This window comes from Roseateles paludis (assembly GCF_039872745.1).
GTDB lineage: Bacteria > Pseudomonadota > Gammaproteobacteria > Burkholderiales > Burkholderiaceae_C > Pelomonas > Pelomonas paludis.
The window spans coordinates 144,216-159,390 of record NZ_JBDPZD010000005.1 but is presented as its reverse complement, the minus strand read 5'-3'; the positions used below and the strand labels follow the sequence as shown (position 1 = coordinate 159,390).

Here is a 15,175-nt window from a genome sequence, read left to right as displayed (position 1 = left end):
TCCTCAAGGTTTCAAATGGTCGGGCCCGAAGCTGTGCGGCAGCAGCTCGGAGAGCGTCCAGCGCCCCCGCAGGCCACTCGGGTCGCCCGCCAGGATCAGCAATTCAGGGCCCGCAAATTCGCGCAGTTTCTGCCGGCAGCCGCCACAGGGCGTGATGACTTCGGGCCCCGGCCCCGTCACCAGCACCGCCCTCGCCTGCTTGCCCCCGGCCATCACCATAGCCGTCAAGGCTGAAGCCTCGGCACACCAGCCCTGCGGGTAGGCGGCGTTCTCGATATTGGCGCCTTTGTGGATGCGGCCTTGTTCATCCAGCACGGCGGCGCCGACCGCATAGCCTGAGTAGGGCGAGTGCGAGTAGGCACGGGCGTCGAGCGAGGCGGCGAGCAGGTCGGCCAACAGGGCGTCGTCCAGGTTCATCAACGTTCTTTCAAGTACGGCTTGGCCAGCGCCTTGGGCGCCACGGCCTGGCCGATGAAGCCGGCGAGCAACACCACCGTCAGCAGATAGGGCAGCGACTGAATCAGCTGCACCGGCACCTCACCAATGCCCGGGACCTGCACGCCCTGCAAGCGAATGGCCACCGCGTCCAGGAAGCCGAACAGCAAGCAGGCGCCCAGCGTGGGCAGCGGGCGCCACTTGCCAAAGATCATCGCCGCGAGCGCGATATAGCCACGGCCGGCCGTCATATTGGGAGAGAAGGACGCGTTCTGCGCCAGGGTCAGGTAAGCGCCCGCGAGGCCGCAGAGCACGCCGTTCATCATGAGCGCCTGATAGCGCAGGCCGGGCACCGAGACGCCGGCGGCATCGACCATGGCCGGGTTCTCGCCCACGGCGCGCAGGCGCAGGCCGGGCCGCGTGTGCTCCAGGAAGAACCACACCAAGGCAACGAGCACAAAGGCCAGGTAGACCAGCGCGTTGTGGCTGAGCAGGCCATGGCCCAGCACCGAGGCCAGCCAATCGCCCGCGCGCGGCTCGCCAAAGCCCGGGATCAGGGCGCCCAGGCGCACCTCGGGGCCGATGGCGGGCGTTTGCCCACCTTGCTGGAACCAGGCGATGCCCAGCACCACGGTGAGGCCGGCCGCAATCATGTTGAGCGCCACGCCGGAGACGATCTGGTCGCCCCGGTGGGTGACGGTCGCAAAGCCATGCACCAGGGACACGAAGCAGGCCACGCCCATGGCCGCCAGCAGACCGAGCCCGGCCGACTGCGTGAGCGAGGCTGTGGCCGCTGCGGCGAAGGCGGCAAACAGCATCTTGCCTTCCAGCCCAAGGTCCACCACACCCGCGCGCTCGGACAGCACGCCGGCCATCGCGCACAGCAGCAGAGGCACGCTGACGCGCAGCAGCGAAGCGAGCAGGGAGCCGATCAGCAGCTCATCCATGCTTTGCTCCCTTGAAGCGGGCATACAGGGTGGCAAAGAGCGGCGCGCTGACCGTGGCCATCGCGCCCGAGAACAGCACGATCAAGCCCTGGGCGGTGACGACCATCTCGCGGCTGAAGCCTTGCAGCTCGAACGAGACCTCGACCCCGCCCTGGTAGAGCACGCCAAAGAGCAAGGCCGCGAGCAGGATGCCCACCGGGTGGTTGCGGCCCATCAGCGAGCAGGCGATGCCGGTGAAGCCCGCGCCAGCCACGAAGTCCAGCGTCAGCTTGCCCTGCACGCCCGAGATTTCGTTGACACCGACCAGGCCGGCCAGGGCCCCCGACACTGCCATGGCCAGCAGGATCTGCCGGCGCGGTGCGATGCCGCCGTAGTGCGCGGCGCGCGGCGAAGCCCCGACGGCGCGCACCGCATAGCCGGCCGCGCTCTTCCAGAGGAACCACCAGACGAAGACGCAGGCCGCCAGCGCCAGCAGGAGGCTGAGGTTGAGCGGCGACGATGGCCATTCAACACCCACGCTCTCCAGCAGCTCATGCACGGCGGGGAAGCGCGCGCTGGGCGCGAACTCGGCGCTCTCGACGGCCATGCTGTCGGCCGGGCGCAGCCAGTTGACGAGCAGATAGCCATTGAGCCCCGCCGCCAGGAAATTGAACATGATGGTGGTGATGACCACATGGCTGCCGCGCCAAGCCTGCAGATAGCCCGGCAGCGCCGCCCAGACCATGCCAAAGCCGGCGGCGGCCAGCACCAGCAGCGGCAGCAGCACCACCGCCGGCAGTTTGGCCCCGAGCCACAGCGCGAGCAGGGCCACGCCGATGCCGCCCAGCGTGGCCTGGCCCTCGCCGCCGATGTTGAACAGCCCCGCATGGATGGCCACCGCCACCGCCAGGCCCGTGAAGATGAAGCTGGTGGCGTAGTAGAGCGAGTAGCCCAGCCCGCGCGCACTGCCGAGCGAGCCCTGCAGCAACACGCTCAGCGCCTGCCAGGGGCTGTGGCCGATGACCAGCACCACGAGGCCCGCGACGAGCAGCGCCATCGCCAGGTTCCAAATCGGCAGCAGGCCGAGGTCGATCCAGCGCGGCAGCGGCGTCATGCGGCCTCCTGCTGCGCGGCCATCAAGAGGCCGAGGCGGCGTTCGTCGCAGTCGTCGATGGCCAGCTCGCCGGTGATGCGGCCGGCGTTCATCACCAGCACGCGGTCGGCCAGGGCGAGGATCTCGTCCAGCTCGCTGGAGACCAACAGCACGGCGCAGCCGGCATCGCGCAGCGCGCGCAGCTGGCTGTGGATGAACTCGATGGCACCGATGTCCACGCCGCGCGTGGGCTGGCCGACCAGCAGCACCTGCGGCTGCTCACCGATCTCGCGCGCGAGGATGAGCTTTTGCTGGTTGCCGCCCGAGAACTTGGACGAACCCAGCTGCACATCGCGCGGCCGCACGTCAAAGCGCTCCTGCATCGCGGCGGTGGCGGCCTGCATGGCCGGGTGGTTCATGCTCGGGCCGCGCCGGTACTTGGGCAGGTCTTGGTAGCCCAGCACGGCGCTCTCCCAGGCGGGGAAGCTCATCACCAGGCCCACGGCATGGCGGTCTTCGGGCACATGGGCAAGGCGCAACTCGCGGGCCTGGGCGGGGTGGAGCCAGGCATCAAACGTGAAGCGCACATCGCCCAGCTGCATCTGCCCAGCCTCGGGCGCGCGCAGGCCGGAGAGCACCTCCAGCAGCTCGCTCTGCCCATTGCCGGACACACCGGCCACGCCGACGATTTCGCCCGCACGCAGGCTCAATGACACGTCACGCAGCGCGGGCACGCCATTGGCATGGCGCAGGCGCAGGCCGGTGGCTTGTAAGCGAATGGCGCCCACTTCGGTTCCCGCTGCGGCAGGCCGCCCCAGGCTGACCTTGCGGCCCACCATGGACTCAGCCAGGCGCTCCTCGGTCCACTCGGCAATGGGGCGCGACTCAACGACCTGGCCCGCGCGCATCACGGTCACCGCGTCGCACAGGCTCATCACTTCACGCAGCTTGTGCGTGATCAGAAGGATGGTGGTGCCGCGCTCGCGCAGGGCGCGCAGGGTGACGAAGAGCTGGTCGGTCTCCTGCGGGGTGAGCACGGCGGTGGGCTCGTCGAGGATCAGGATGCGTGCGCCGCGGTACAGGGCCTTCAAGATTTCCAGACGCTGCAGCTCGCCCACGGGCAGGTCACCCGCGAGGGCATCGAGATCGACCTGCAGACCGGTCTCGGCCATCAGGCGCTGCAGCTCGGCCCGCACCAGCCGCTTGGCCGCGCCAAGGAAGAAGCCACCCTCGGCGCCCAGCATCACGTTCTCCAGGCAGGAGAGCGTGTCCACCAGCATGAAGTGCTGATGCACCATGCCGATACCGAGCGCGATGGCCTCGTGCGAATTGGCAATGCGGGCCGGCTGGCCGTTCACCTCGATGTGGCCGGCGTCCGCCAGGTAGTAGCCATAGAGGATGGCCATCAGCGTGCTCTTGCCCGCACCGTTCTCGCCCACCAGGCCATGCACCGAGCCAGCGGCCACCGACAGGCTTACCTCACGGTTGGCCTGGACGGCGCCAAAGCGCTTGGAGATGCCGTGGAGGCGAACAGCGACTGGCATGCAGGCTCAGTACTTACAAGAGCCGTCAGCCATGTAGTCGGCGACCTTGATCTTGCCGGCCACGATGTCGGCCTTCACGGCATCGACCTTGGCCTTGAGCGGCGCCGGGATCAGCTTGGCGTTGTGCTCGTCGAGCGCGTAGTCCACAGCGCCTTCCTTCAGGCCCAGCACCTGCAGGCCGCCGGTCCAACTCTTGAGGGCGGTGTACACGGCCACGTCCACACGCTTGACCATCGAGGTCAGCATGGTGCCGGGCTGCACGTGGTTCTGGTTGCTATCGACCCCGATGGCCAGCTTGCCGGCATCTTTGGCCGCCTGGTAGACGCCCACGCCCGTGCCGCCTGCCGCTGCGAAGACGACATCCGCGCCCTTGGCGAACTGGGCCTTGGCGAGCTCACCGCCACGGGTGGGGTCGTTCCAGGCGGACGAGGTGGTGCCGGTCATGTTCGAGAACACCTCGGCCTTGGGGTTGGTGGCCTTCACGCCTTGCTCGTAGCCGCACTGGAACTTGCGGATCAACGGGATGTCCATGCCGCCGACAAAGCCCAGCTTGCCGGTCTTGCTGACCATGGCCGCCAGCGCGCCCACCACATAGCTGCCCTCATGCTCCTTGAAAAGCACGGACTGCACATTGGGCAGGTCCACCTTGCCGTCGATGATGACGAACTGGGTCTTGGGAAAGGCCTTGGCCACCTGCTGCATGGCCGAGGCCTGCGCGAAGCCGATGCCGATGATGGGGCTGGCACCCTTCTCTGCCATGCGCCGCAGCGCCTGCACGCGCTGGGTGTCGTTGCTGATCTCGAACTCGAGATAGGCCTTGCCGGTTTCCTTCTTCCACTGCTCGGCGCCGACGTAGCCGGCCTGGTTGAAGGACTTGTCGAACTTGCCACCCATGTCGAAGATGACAGCAGGCTGCTGGGCATGGGCCGTGGCCAGGGCGGCCAGCAGCGCGAGGGGAGCAAGGCGGAGCTTCATCGCGGCAACTTCGACGGGTGAGTAAACACCGGGCGATTCTAGGAAGAGCGGCGTTGCTTCCCGTGGGATCCGCCCCACGCTTACGACAAGCTCAGTGGGCGCGAGCCCGGCGCAGCTTGCGATGCGAAGCGCGCGCATAGGGCGCCCAGCGCAGGGTGACCCAGCGGTGCCACATCGAGAGGCCGCGGATCCATTCGTCCAGCGTGTAGGCGATGAACACGCCCACCAGCCCCCAGCCCAGGTAGACCCCAAACAGCCAGGAGCCACCGGCCAGCACCAGCACCATGGACGCCGCGCCGGCCATCACCGGGTAGCGCGCGTCACCGGTGGCACGCAGCGCATTGATGACGACCAGGTTGAAGGTGCGGCCGGGCTCCAGGATGATCGTCATGGCCAGCAGCATGGCGCCTTGCTTGAGCAGCTCCGGGTCCTTGGTGAAAAGGCCAAACAGCGGCTTGGCGAACAGCGCAAAGCTGCCAGCCACCGCCAGGGTGATGCCCAGCCCCCAGGCCAGCGCGCGCTTGACCAGCTTGTTGGCGCCATGCAGATTGCCCGCGCCGATCATGTGGCCGACCAGGATCTCGACGCTGAAGCCGATGGCCAGGCCATTGAGCAGGATGATGCCGATGAAGGAAAAGGCGTAGGCGTGCGTCGCCAGCGCGCCGGCGCCCAGCTTGGCCACCGCCGCCACGCTGAACATGAAGCACATGCGGTGGCAGATGTTCTCGGCCGCACCCGGCAGGCCCACGTGGAAGACCGGCGCCAGCTCGGGCCGGCGCAGCTGCCACCAATCCGGCGCGCGCAGCTTGAGGTCAAGCCGGTGGCGCCAGAGCAGGATGTGCAGCGCCAGCCCCGCAGAGCGACCCAGCGCACAGGCCAGCGCATAGCCGGGCAAGCCCATCTCGGGCATCAGGAACACGGCACTGGCCAGGGTGATCGCCTGGATGACGACCACGACGACCAGCGCCTCGCGGCTGCGCAGGTGGGAGCGCAGCACGCTGGCCATGTTGGCGTTCCAGGCGTCGATCATCAGCGCGGGCGCCAAGGTTTGCAGCAGGGGCACGGCCAGCGGCATGACCTCGGCCGGCGCATTGATCAGCAGCAGTAGCGGCTTGGCCGCCACGAGCGCCGCCAAGGCGCCAATGCCGCCCATCCAGGTGCTCACGCCGACCACGGCGCGGGCAATGGCATCGGCCCGGTCGCGCCGGCCGGCGCCAAGCGCCTGCGTCATGGCCACGCTCACCCCGGCGCCCACCACCCGGAACAGGATGAACAGGGTCGTGAACACGTGGTTGGCAATGCCAAAGGCCGCGCCCGAGGTGTCGGAGATGCGCGCCGCCAGGCCGGTGGCGACCACGCCCAGCCCAATGCCCAGCAACAACTCCAGGAACATCGGCCAGACAAGGGCGAACAAGCGGGGACGGGCGTGCATCAGGGCGGCGGGACGGTATGGGGCCTGAAGACACCGCTGTCACTACGTGTGGCAGCTATGAAAGCGCTTGTCAGCCAGGGTCGGCATCCTAAGGCAATCAAGCGCCCGAAATCCGCGTTTACCCGGATTTCGGGGGACGAATTGGGTTCAAGTTGGCAGGCGGGGCGTGATCTGCCCCAACTCGATGCCGCGCTCGCGGGCCAGGTCTTCCAGCAGGGGCAACAGTGCGCCCAGTTTTTCTTCCAACGCGTCGCGCACCGTGTCCACCACCACCTGGGTGCTGCGGTCGATTTCAAGGTGCACCGCGTCGCCCACCTGCTTGTTCGCAAAGGTCGTCATGCGCAGGGTCTCAGGGATCAGCCAGACCTCGAACCACCCCGAGCCGTCGCGCTCGCGCTGGCACTCAGCCACGGTCAGGCTACAGCCATTGACGCCCATATAGCCCTTGGCAAACACGTAGCGCATCCAGGGCGCGGGCACGGCAAAGCGCAGCACGACGTTGTTCTCGGGGCGGCGGATCTCGGCGATGCGTGCGGTCGCGTCCACATGGCCCGAGAGCGGGTGGCCGCCGATCTCGGCGCCATCGCGGGCGGCGCGCTCGACATTGAGCCCCGAGCCCACCTGCAGCCCGCCCAGGGTGGTGAGCTTCAGCGTCTGAGCCATCACATCAAACCCGGCGCGGCCGCCGGGCTGGCGCTCGGTCACCGTCAGGCAGCAGCCATCGCAGGCCACGCTGGCGCCGATGGCGAGGTCGGTGTCAAAGCCCTCGGGGAATCGCAGCCACAGCGTGTGCAGGCCCTCGCGGGCCTCGATGGATTCGACCTGGGCGACGCCCTGCACGATGCCGGTGAACACGAACGCGACTCCTGAAACGAAACGAGGGCCCTCAGCATAGAGGGCCCTCGCAGAGATGGGGATGCCGGGGAGATTACCAGCTGCCTTCGTTGTCCGGCGAGGCGCTGATCTTGTGGATGGCGAGGTCGGCGCCTTCGAATTCCTCTTCCTGGCTCAAGCGCAGGCCGATCACCTGGCGCAGCACGCCGTAGACCACCAAACCGCCCACAAAGGCCCAGGCCACACCCAGCACCGTGCCCAGCAGTTGGGACAGGAAAGACACGCCACCCAGCCCGCCCAGCGCCGTCTGACCAAAGATGCCGCAGGCCAGGCCACCCCAGGCGCCGCACAGGCCGTGCAGGGGCCAAACGCCCAGCACGTCGTCAATGCGCCATTTGTTCTGCGTCCAGGTGAAGAACTTGACGAAGAGCACACCGGCCACGGCCCCGGTGACGGCAGCGCCCAGCGGGTGCATCAGATCCGAGCCGGCGCACACGGCCACCAGGCCGGCCAGCGGGCCGTTGTAGGCAAAGCCGGGGTCGTTGCGGCCCATCAGTGTGGCGGCCAGCGTGCCGCCCACCATGGCCATGAGCGAATTGACCGCCACCAGGCCCGAGATCTTGTCGAGCGTTTGTGCGCTCATCACATTGAAGCCGAACCAGCCCACCGCCAGGATCCAGGCGCCCAGGGCCAGGAAGGGGATGCTGGACGGCGGGTGCGCGCTCATGGCGCCGTCACGGCGGTAGCGGTTGGCGCGGGCGCCGAGCAGCAGCACGGCCGCCAGGCCGATCCAGCCACCCACGGCGTGCACCACGACGCTGCCGGCAAAGTCGTGGAACTCAGCGCCCGTGAAGCCCTTGAGCCAGGCCTGGAAGCCCAGCGCCTGGTTCCAGGCCACGCCCTCGAACACCGGGTAGAAAAAGCCCACCAGCACGGCCGTGGCGATGAGCTGCGGGCCAAAGCGTGCACGCTCGGCAATACCGCCCGACACGATGGCCGGGATGGCCGCCGCGAAGGTCAGCAGGAAGAAGAACTTGACCAGCTCGTAGCCGTTCTTGGCGGCCAGCACCTCGGCGCCGCTGAAGAAGTTGACACCGTAGGCCACCGAGTAGCCGACAAAGAAATAGGCCAGGGTCGAGACTGAAAAATCGACCAGGATCTTGACCAGGGCATTGACCTGGTTCTTGCGGCGCACGGTGCCCAGCTCCAGGAAGGCAAAGCCCGCGTGCATGGCGAGCACCATGATGGCGCCCAGGAGGATGAAGAGCGCATCGGCGCCCTGCTTGATCGACGAATCCATGGTGGTTAGAACGGTCTCGGGTGGCTCAATGGATGCCGCCACGCACACCTGCGAGGCGAACCGCACCATGGCAGCAAGTTGCGTGCCCGCATTAGGTGCGCATCAACCCCCGCTGGGGCGCCAAGCCCGCACCGCGAACTGGCGCCTGGGCACTATTTCCGTGCCTGCTATGCACCAGTTTGGAACTCTTCGGCGCGAAAGCCCAGCGTCCAATGCCCGTCCGGCCAGCGCACCAGGGGGCGCTTGATCACCGACGGCTGGGCCTGCATCAGGGCCAGGGCCGAGGCGTCGTCCGTAACGCCCGCGCGGGTCCCCTCGTCCAGCTTGCGCCAGCTGGTGCCGGCGCGGTTGACCACACGATCGCGGCCAAAAATCCGCAGCCATTCGGCGGCCAGATCAGCCGGCACACCGGCCTTCTTGAAGTCATGAAAGGCCACCTCAAAGCCCGCCTCGGCCAGCCAGGCCCGGGCGCGTTTGACGGTGTCGCAATTGGGAATGCCGTAGACGGTGATCATGGGATGCAAAGCTACCATGGGCCGATGATTCCCTGGCTCGACGATGCCTCGCTCGAATTCCCGCCCACCAGCCAGGCGCTGGGCCGGGACACCGACGTGCCGGGCCTGCTGGCAGCCGGGGGCAGCATGAGCCCCGAACGCCTGCACGCGGCCTACCGGCGCGGCATCTTTCCCTGGTATGCGCCGGGGCAGCCACCGCTGTGGTGGAGCCCCGACCCGCGCATGGTGCTCAAGACGGCCGACTTCAAGCTCTCACGCTCGCTGCGCAAGACGCTCAAGCACTTCGTGGCCGACCCGCGCTGCGAGATCCGCATCGACACCGCCACCTCGGCCGTGCTGACAGCCTGCGCCAATACGGCCCGCGACGGCCAAAGCGGCACCTGGATCGTGCCTGAGCTGCAGACTGCCTACCTGGACTGGGCAGCGCGCGGCGCCGTGCACAGCATCGAGACCTGGATGGACGGCGAACTGGCCGGGGGGCTCTACGGCGTCAACCTCGGGCGCATGTTCTACGGCGAGTCCATGTTCCACCGCCGCACCGACGCCTCCAAGATCGCGCTGTGCGCGCTGATCTGCCTGTGCCGGGAGTTCGACATCCCCTGGATCGACTGCCAGCAGAACACCCGGCACCTGGCCTCGTTCGGTGCCGCCGAGGTCCCACGAGCGGCCTTTGAGGCCCATGTGGCCGTGGTTGTCCGGGCTCCGAGCCCCGAAAGCTGGGGTCACGACTGGTCTTACGATTCACGCCTGTGGCGTTGGCTGCTGGACGCCCCGCCACCCCAGACGTGACCTACCCCAAAGACCTCCCGCTCGCGCAGATCCAGTTCTATGCGACTGCCGCCTACCCGTGCAGCTACCTGCCCGGGCGCCAGGCGCGTTCTCAGGTCGCCACACCCAGCCACCTGATCCACGCCGATGCCTATTCCGGCCTGGTGGCCTCGGGCTTTCGCCGCAGCGGGCTCTTCACCTACCGCCCCTACTGCGACGACTGCCGCGCCTGCGTGCCGGTGCGCATCCCCGTGGAGCGCTTTGCGCCCAGCCGCAGCCAGCGCCGCGCCTTCACCGCGCACCGCCACCTGCAGGCCCGGGTGATGCGCCTGGGCTATTCGCCCGAGCACTACGCCCTCTACCTGCGCTACCAGGCCGGCCGCCACAGTGGCGGCGGCATGGACCAGGACAGCGTTGACCAGTACACCCAGTTCCTGCTGCAAAGCCGCATCAACTCGCGCCTGGTGGAGTTCCGCGAGCCGCAGCCTGATGGCAGCAGCCTGCTGCGCATGGTCGCCATCCTCGACATCCTGAGCGACGGGCTCTCAGCGGTCTACACCTTCTACGACCCCGAGGCCGAAGGCAGCCTCGGCACCTACGCCGTGCTCTGGCAGATCCAGCAGGCGCGCGACCTGAAGCTCCCCCACCTCTACCTCGGCTACTGGATCGCCGAGAGCCCCAAGATGGCCTACAAGGCCAAGTTCAGGCCGCACCAGGTGCTGCGGCAGGGGGAGTGGAGCGACGCGGACGACCTCAATCAATCGGCTGAAGCTTCGCCACCGACAGCGCCAGCCACTTGACGCCGTGGCGGCCGAAGTTGACCTGGGCGCGCGCATCGGTGCCGCTGCCCTCCAGGGTCAGCAGCACGCCCTCGCCAAACTTGGTGTGGAACACGCCCTTGCCCACGCGCAGGCCACCGTGTTCCTCAGAGACTTTCTGGCGCAGTGAAGGCGGCAGCGGCGGCTCAACCCAGGCGGCCTTCTGCTCAACCCGGCCGGCGCCCACCATGCTCTTGAGCCCGCTGCCTCGCTCCCAGGCACTCGCGTAGTCGCGCGAGAAGCCGGAGCCGAAGCCCATGCCCCCGGCCTGGTTGCGCGGGGTCAGCCACTTGAGGCTGGTCTCGGGCAGCTCGTCCAAGAAGCGGCTCTTGACGTTGTAGCGCGTCTGGCCGTGCAGCATGCGGGTCTGGCAGAAGCTGATCGCCAGCTTCTTGCGCGCCCGGGTGATGGCCACGTACATCAGGCGGCGCTCTTCCTCCAAGCCGTCGTGGGCCGAGAGCGCGTTCTCGTGCGGGAACAAGCCCTCTTCCAGGCCGGTCAGGAAGACGGCATCGAACTCCAGCCCCTTGGCCGAATGGATGGTCATCAGCTGCACGGCGTCCTGGCCGGCCTGCGCTTGGTTGTCGCCGGCCTCCAGCGCCGCGTGCGTGAGGAAAGCCGCCAGCGGCGACATGATCTCGCCCGTCTCGGCGTCGGGCGTGGCGCCGGGCGTTCCCGCTTCTGCAACCTCGTCCACCGGCAGCGCCACGGCATCTTTGCCAAAGCCCTCCTGCGTCACGAAAGCCTCGGCCGCGTTGACCAGTTCCTCTAGGTTCTCGACGCGCTCCGCCCCGTCCTTGTCGGTGCGGTAGAAGTCCATCAGCCCCGAGGTCGCCAGCACCTGCTCGATGATCTCGCGCAGGGTGTGGCCCTGGGTCAGGTTGCGGGTCGAGTCGATCAGGTTGGCAAAGGCCACCAGGTTGGCGCCACCCTTGCCCGGCACCGCGCTGACAGACTGGTAAAGGCTGCGGCCGCTGGCCTTGGCCAGGTCCTGCAAGGTCTCCAGCGTCTTGGCGCCGATGCCCCGCGTCGGGAAGTTAACGACGCGCAGGAAGCTGGTGTCGTCGTTCGGGTTCTCCAAGAGCCGCAGGTAAGCCAGCGCGTGCTTGACCTCGGCGCGCTCGAAAAAGCGCAGGCCGCCATAGACGCGGTACGGAATGCCAGCATTGAACAGCGCCGACTCGATCACCCGTGACTGCGCATTGCTGCGGTAGAGGATGGCCATCTCCTGCCGCACCAGCCCGCCGCGGTACAGCGACTGCAGCTCCTCCAGCAGCCACTGCGCCTCGGCAAAGTCGCTCGCGGCCTCGTAGACGCGCAGGGGCTCGCCCTGGCCGGCATCGGTGCGCAGGGTCTTGCCCAGGCGCTGGCTGTTGTGGCTGATCAGCTCGTTGGCAGCGTCCAGGATGTGGCCGTGGCTGCGGTAGTTCTGCTCCAGCTTGATGACCTGCTGGACGCGGTACTCGCGCTCGAAGTCCGCCATATTGCCGACGCGCGCACCTCGGAAGGCATAGATGCTCTGGTCGTCGTCGCCCACAGCGATCAGGCTCTGACCCGAGCGGCTGTCCGGCGGCGCAAACATCTTGAGCCAGGCGTACTGCAGCTTGTTGGTGTCCTGGAACTCATCGACCAGCACATGGCGGAAGCGCTGCTGGTAGTGCTCGCGGATGGCCGCGTTGTCGCGCAGCAGCTCGTAGGAGCGCAGCATCAGCTCGGCAAAGTCCACCACGCCCTCGCGCTGGCATTGGTCGTCGTAGTTGGCGTAGATCTCGACCAGCTTGCGCGTCTGCTCGTCGTGCGCCACCACGTCGCCGGGGCGGTGGCCGTCTTCCTTGCAGCCGGCGATGAACCAACCCACCTGCTTCGGAACAAAACGCTCCTCGTCCAGGTTCATGGCCTTGATCACGCGCTTGATGGCCGAGACCGTGTCACTCGCGTCCAAGATCTGGAAGGACTGCGGCAGCTTGGCCAGCTTCCAGTGCGCGCGCAGGAAGCGGTTGCACAGGCCGTGGAAGGTGCCGATCCACATGCCCCGCACATTCACGGGCAGCATCGCCGTCAGCCGCGTCAGCATCTCCTTGGCGGCCTTGTTGGTGAAGGTCACGGCCATGATCCCGCCGGGGCTCACCTGCCCCGTCTGCATCAGCCAGGCGATGCGCGTGGTCAGCACCCGCGTCTTGCCCGAGCCCGCCCCGGCCAGGATCAAGGCCGCCTCAGCGGGCGCCGTCACGGCCGCGAGTTGTTCGGGGTTGAGGTTCTTGAGAAGCGGGCTGGACGCGGCGGCCGGGGGCTGGAGATGCATCCAGGGATTGTAGGAAGGCCGCCCGCAGGCGCACCCGCCGGCAAACGGTCAGCCTCGTGGCGCCACCGGCACCAGGATCTCGACCCGCGACTGCGGCTCGTCGGGGCAGAAGTTCTCGTCGTAGCGCTCCAGCATCCAGTCCTGCCGCTGCTGGTAGCCAGACTCGGGCAGCAGCTTGGAGAAGATCTCGTGATAGCCCTCGCCAAGTTGCGAGAGCGGGTAGGCAACCACCGCAAACAGGCCGGCTGGCACCTCGACGCGATCAAGGCCTGCAGGCGCTGCGGTGCCAGGCTGCACGGCCACGGCGGCCAGGTAGTCCAGCGCGGCGCCGGCAGAGCGCATCACGCCATAGGTCACCTCGGGCTCGGTCCGCCCGCCGACCTCGGCCACGCGCGCCATGAAGCGCGGCCACAGCGCCGGGATCTCGGGGGACATGGGGACGGTGCGCAGCGACAGGCCGATGACGGTGAACGCGTTGCGGGCTTGGACGGTGACGGACATTGCGGGTCTCCAGGGAGCAGATTCAGGCACGACGAACGACGAGAGCCCGTCTCGACAACGCGCGCTGGCATCATCGCCGCCCATGACGCCCTGCCCCTGCGGCCTGCCCGCTGCCTACGACGCCTGCTGCGGACACTGGCATGCAGCCTTTGCCGCCGATGGCGCCCTGCCCGCCCCGAGCCCTGAGGCCCTGATGCGCTCCCGCTACAGCGCCTTTGTGCTGGACCTGCGGGACTACCTGCTCGCCACCTGGCACCCGAGCACCCGCCCGGCCGTGCTGGACGCGCCCGAGCCCGGCTTGAAGTGGCTGGGCCTCACGGTCAAGGCTGCCGCACTGCAGGATGCTGACCACGGCACGGTCGAGTTCGTCGCCCGCAGCAAGCTCGGCGGGCGGGCGCATCGGCTGCACGAGCTCAGCCGCTTTGTGCGCGAGGGTGGCGTCTGGTTCTACGTGGACGGCGATCTGCGTTGACGCTGACCCTCCTCCACCGCGATGAGCATCTCGTCGCCATCGACAAACCGGCCGGCCTGCTGGTGCACCGCACCCAACTCGCTGCCGACGAGCAGCAAGCCGCCGTGCAGCTGCTGCGAGACCAGCTCGGCCAGCCGGTGTGGCCCGTGCATCGGCTGGACCGAGGCACCTCGGGCGTGCTGCTCTTCGCCTTGTCGGCCGAAGTGGCCAGCTTGCTGGGCCCGATGTTTGAAGCGGGCCTGCCGGACAAGCGCTATCTGGCCCTGGTGCGCGGCTGGCCGGGCGCTGACCAGGGCTTGATCGACCACCCGCTGGCCCGCGATCCCGAACTCCCGTCCGCTGGGCAGCCCATGCTCGATGCCCAGACCCGCTGGCGCTGCCGCGAGCGCATCGAGCTGCCTGTCGCCACGTCGGCCCAGCACCCGACCACGCGCCTGGCCCTGCTCGAACTCTGGCCCCAACAGGGCCGCCGGCACCAGATCCGCCGCCACCTCAAGCACATCGCCCACCCCATCGTGGGTGACGCCACGCACGGCAAGGGGCCGCTCAACCGCGTGCTGGCCTCTCACTTCGGGCTGCAACGCCTGTGGCTGCACGCGGCCGAGCTGCGCCTGCCCCACCCCCTCATGCACACGCCGCTTCGGATCGCTGCCGAGCCCGGGCCGGAATGGCGTCAGTTAATCTCTGCCCCATGAGCATCAAAAGCGACAAATGGATCCGGCGCATGGCCGAGCAGCACGGCATGATCGAGCCCTACGAGCCCGGTCAGGTGCGCGAGGTGGATGGCCGCAAGATCGTCTCCTACGGCACCAGCAGCTATGGCTATGACATCCGCTGCGCGCCCGAGTTCAAGGTCTTCACCAACATCCACTCGACGGTGGTGGACCCCAAGAACTTCGACGAGAACAGCTTCGTCGACATCAACAAGGATGTCTGCGTCATCCCGCCCAACAGCTTTGCGCTGGCGCGCACGATGGAGTACTTCCGCATCCCGCGCAATGTGCTCACCATCTGCCTCGGCAAGAGCACCTATGCCCGCTGCGGGATCATCGTCAACGTCACGCCCTTCGAGCCCGAGTGGGAAGGCTATGTGACGCTGGAGTTCAGCAACACCACGCCCCTGCCCGCCAAGATCTACGCGGGCGAAGGCTGCGCCCAGGTGCTGTTCTTCGAGAGCGACGAGGTCTGCGAGACCAGCTACAAGGACCGCGGCGGCAAGTACCAGGGCCAGCGCGGCGTGACCCTGCCCAAGACCTGATC

General features: G+C 67.8%; 16 protein-coding genes. 5 read left to right on the top strand and 11 right to left on the bottom strand.

What is annotated here, in order from left to right; genetic code table 11:
- Positions 1 to 3: 3 nt before the first annotated feature.
- From cdd to ABDJ85_RS16270, 9 genes are all read right to left on the bottom strand, one after another.
- Positions 4 to 417: a cytidine deaminase gene (cdd, locus tag ABDJ85_RS16310; protein ID WP_347705855.1), complete on the bottom strand. Its 414-nt coding sequence runs from the start codon at positions 415 to 417 to the stop codon at positions 4 to 6.
- The gene (locus ABDJ85_RS16305) at positions 417 to 1,382 is read right to left on the bottom strand and encodes an ABC transporter permease (protein WP_347705854.1); all 966 of its coding nucleotides are present in this window, start codon (positions 1,380 to 1,382) and stop codon (positions 417 to 419) included. Before ABDJ85_RS16305 ends, cdd begins: the two co-directional genes overlap by 1 nt.
- A complete protein-coding gene (locus ABDJ85_RS16300) occupies positions 1,375 to 2,475 on the bottom strand; it encodes an ABC transporter permease (protein WP_347705853.1) in 1,101 nt (366 codons plus the stop codon). The genes ABDJ85_RS16305 and ABDJ85_RS16300 overlap by 8 nt, the downstream gene beginning before the upstream one ends.
- On the bottom strand, positions 2,472 to 3,998 hold the full coding sequence (locus tag ABDJ85_RS16295; protein ID WP_347705852.1) for an ABC transporter ATP-binding protein: 1,527 nt from the start codon (positions 3,996 to 3,998) through the stop codon (positions 2,472 to 2,474). The genes ABDJ85_RS16300 and ABDJ85_RS16295 overlap by 4 nt, the downstream gene beginning before the upstream one ends.
- Before the next feature lie 6 nt (positions 3,999 to 4,004).
- Positions 4,005 to 4,973, bottom strand: a complete 969-nt coding sequence (locus ABDJ85_RS16290) for a BMP family lipoprotein (protein WP_347705851.1) — start codon at positions 4,971 to 4,973, stop codon at positions 4,005 to 4,007.
- A 91-nt stretch (positions 4,974 to 5,064) separates the two neighbouring features.
- Positions 5,065 to 6,405: an MATE family efflux transporter gene (locus tag ABDJ85_RS16285; protein ID WP_347705850.1), complete on the bottom strand. Its 1,341-nt coding sequence runs from the start codon at positions 6,403 to 6,405 to the stop codon at positions 5,065 to 5,067.
- A 147-nt stretch (positions 6,406 to 6,552) separates the two neighbouring features.
- Positions 6,553 to 7,260 (bottom strand): riboflavin synthase subunit alpha, encoded by a 708-nt coding sequence (locus ABDJ85_RS16280; protein WP_347705849.1) that lies wholly within the window; start codon positions 7,258 to 7,260, stop codon positions 6,553 to 6,555.
- Positions 7,261 to 7,333: 73 nt separating this feature from the next.
- Complete coding sequence (locus ABDJ85_RS16275; RefSeq protein ID WP_347705961.1) at positions 7,334 to 8,539, bottom strand: ammonium transporter; 1,206 nt, start codon at positions 8,537 to 8,539, stop codon at positions 7,334 to 7,336.
- A gap of 167 nt (positions 8,540 to 8,706) precedes the next feature.
- Positions 8,707 to 9,072, bottom strand: a complete 366-nt coding sequence (locus tag ABDJ85_RS16270; RefSeq protein WP_347705848.1) for a Spx/MgsR family RNA polymerase-binding regulatory protein — start codon at positions 9,070 to 9,072, stop codon at positions 8,707 to 8,709.
- A 6-nt stretch (positions 9,073 to 9,078) separates the two neighbouring features.
- Here ABDJ85_RS16270 and aat point away from each other — a divergent pair, with 6 nt between their 5' ends.
- A complete protein-coding gene (gene aat / locus ABDJ85_RS16265) occupies positions 9,079 to 9,843 on the top strand; it encodes a leucyl/phenylalanyl-tRNA--protein transferase (RefSeq protein ID WP_347705847.1) in 765 nt (254 codons plus the stop codon).
- On the top strand, positions 9,840 to 10,622 hold the full coding sequence (locus tag ABDJ85_RS16260; protein WP_347705846.1) for an arginyltransferase: 783 nt from the start codon (positions 9,840 to 9,842) through the stop codon (positions 10,620 to 10,622). Before aat ends, ABDJ85_RS16260 begins: the two co-directional genes overlap by 4 nt.
- Here the strand turns inward: ABDJ85_RS16260 and ABDJ85_RS16255 are convergent.
- Together ABDJ85_RS16255 and ABDJ85_RS16250 are read right to left on the bottom strand one after the other, a co-directional pair.
- Positions 10,576 to 12,942 (bottom strand): UvrD-helicase domain-containing protein, encoded by a 2,367-nt coding sequence (locus ABDJ85_RS16255; RefSeq protein WP_347705845.1) that lies wholly within the window; start codon positions 12,940 to 12,942, stop codon positions 10,576 to 10,578. The genes ABDJ85_RS16260 and ABDJ85_RS16255 overlap by 47 nt on opposite strands.
- 48 nt (positions 12,943 to 12,990) lie before the next feature.
- Positions 12,991 to 13,443 carry a GyrI-like domain-containing protein gene (locus tag ABDJ85_RS16250; protein WP_347705844.1) on the bottom strand — a complete coding sequence of 151 codons (453 nt, stop codon included), beginning with the start codon at positions 13,441 to 13,443 and terminating at the stop codon, positions 12,991 to 12,993.
- A gap of 82 nt (positions 13,444 to 13,525) precedes the next feature.
- Between ABDJ85_RS16250 and ABDJ85_RS16245 the strand changes: the two genes are divergently transcribed.
- Genes ABDJ85_RS16245 through dcd form a run of 3 tightly spaced genes read left to right on the top strand, consistent with a single transcriptional unit; the run spans position 13,526 to position 15,173 of the window.
- Positions 13,526 to 13,915: a YchJ family protein gene (locus tag ABDJ85_RS16245; RefSeq protein WP_347705843.1), complete on the top strand. Its 390-nt coding sequence runs from the start codon at positions 13,526 to 13,528 to the stop codon at positions 13,913 to 13,915.
- Positions 13,912 to 14,610, top strand: coding sequence for a pseudouridine synthase (locus ABDJ85_RS16240; protein WP_347705842.1), 699 nt, complete (start codon positions 13,912 to 13,914; stop codon positions 14,608 to 14,610). The genes ABDJ85_RS16245 and ABDJ85_RS16240 overlap by 4 nt, the downstream gene beginning before the upstream one ends.
- Positions 14,607 to 15,173: a dCTP deaminase gene (gene dcd, locus ABDJ85_RS16235; protein WP_347705841.1), complete on the top strand. Its 567-nt coding sequence runs from the start codon at positions 14,607 to 14,609 to the stop codon at positions 15,171 to 15,173. Before ABDJ85_RS16240 ends, dcd begins: the two co-directional genes overlap by 4 nt.
- Positions 15,174 to 15,175 lie beyond the last annotated feature (2 nt).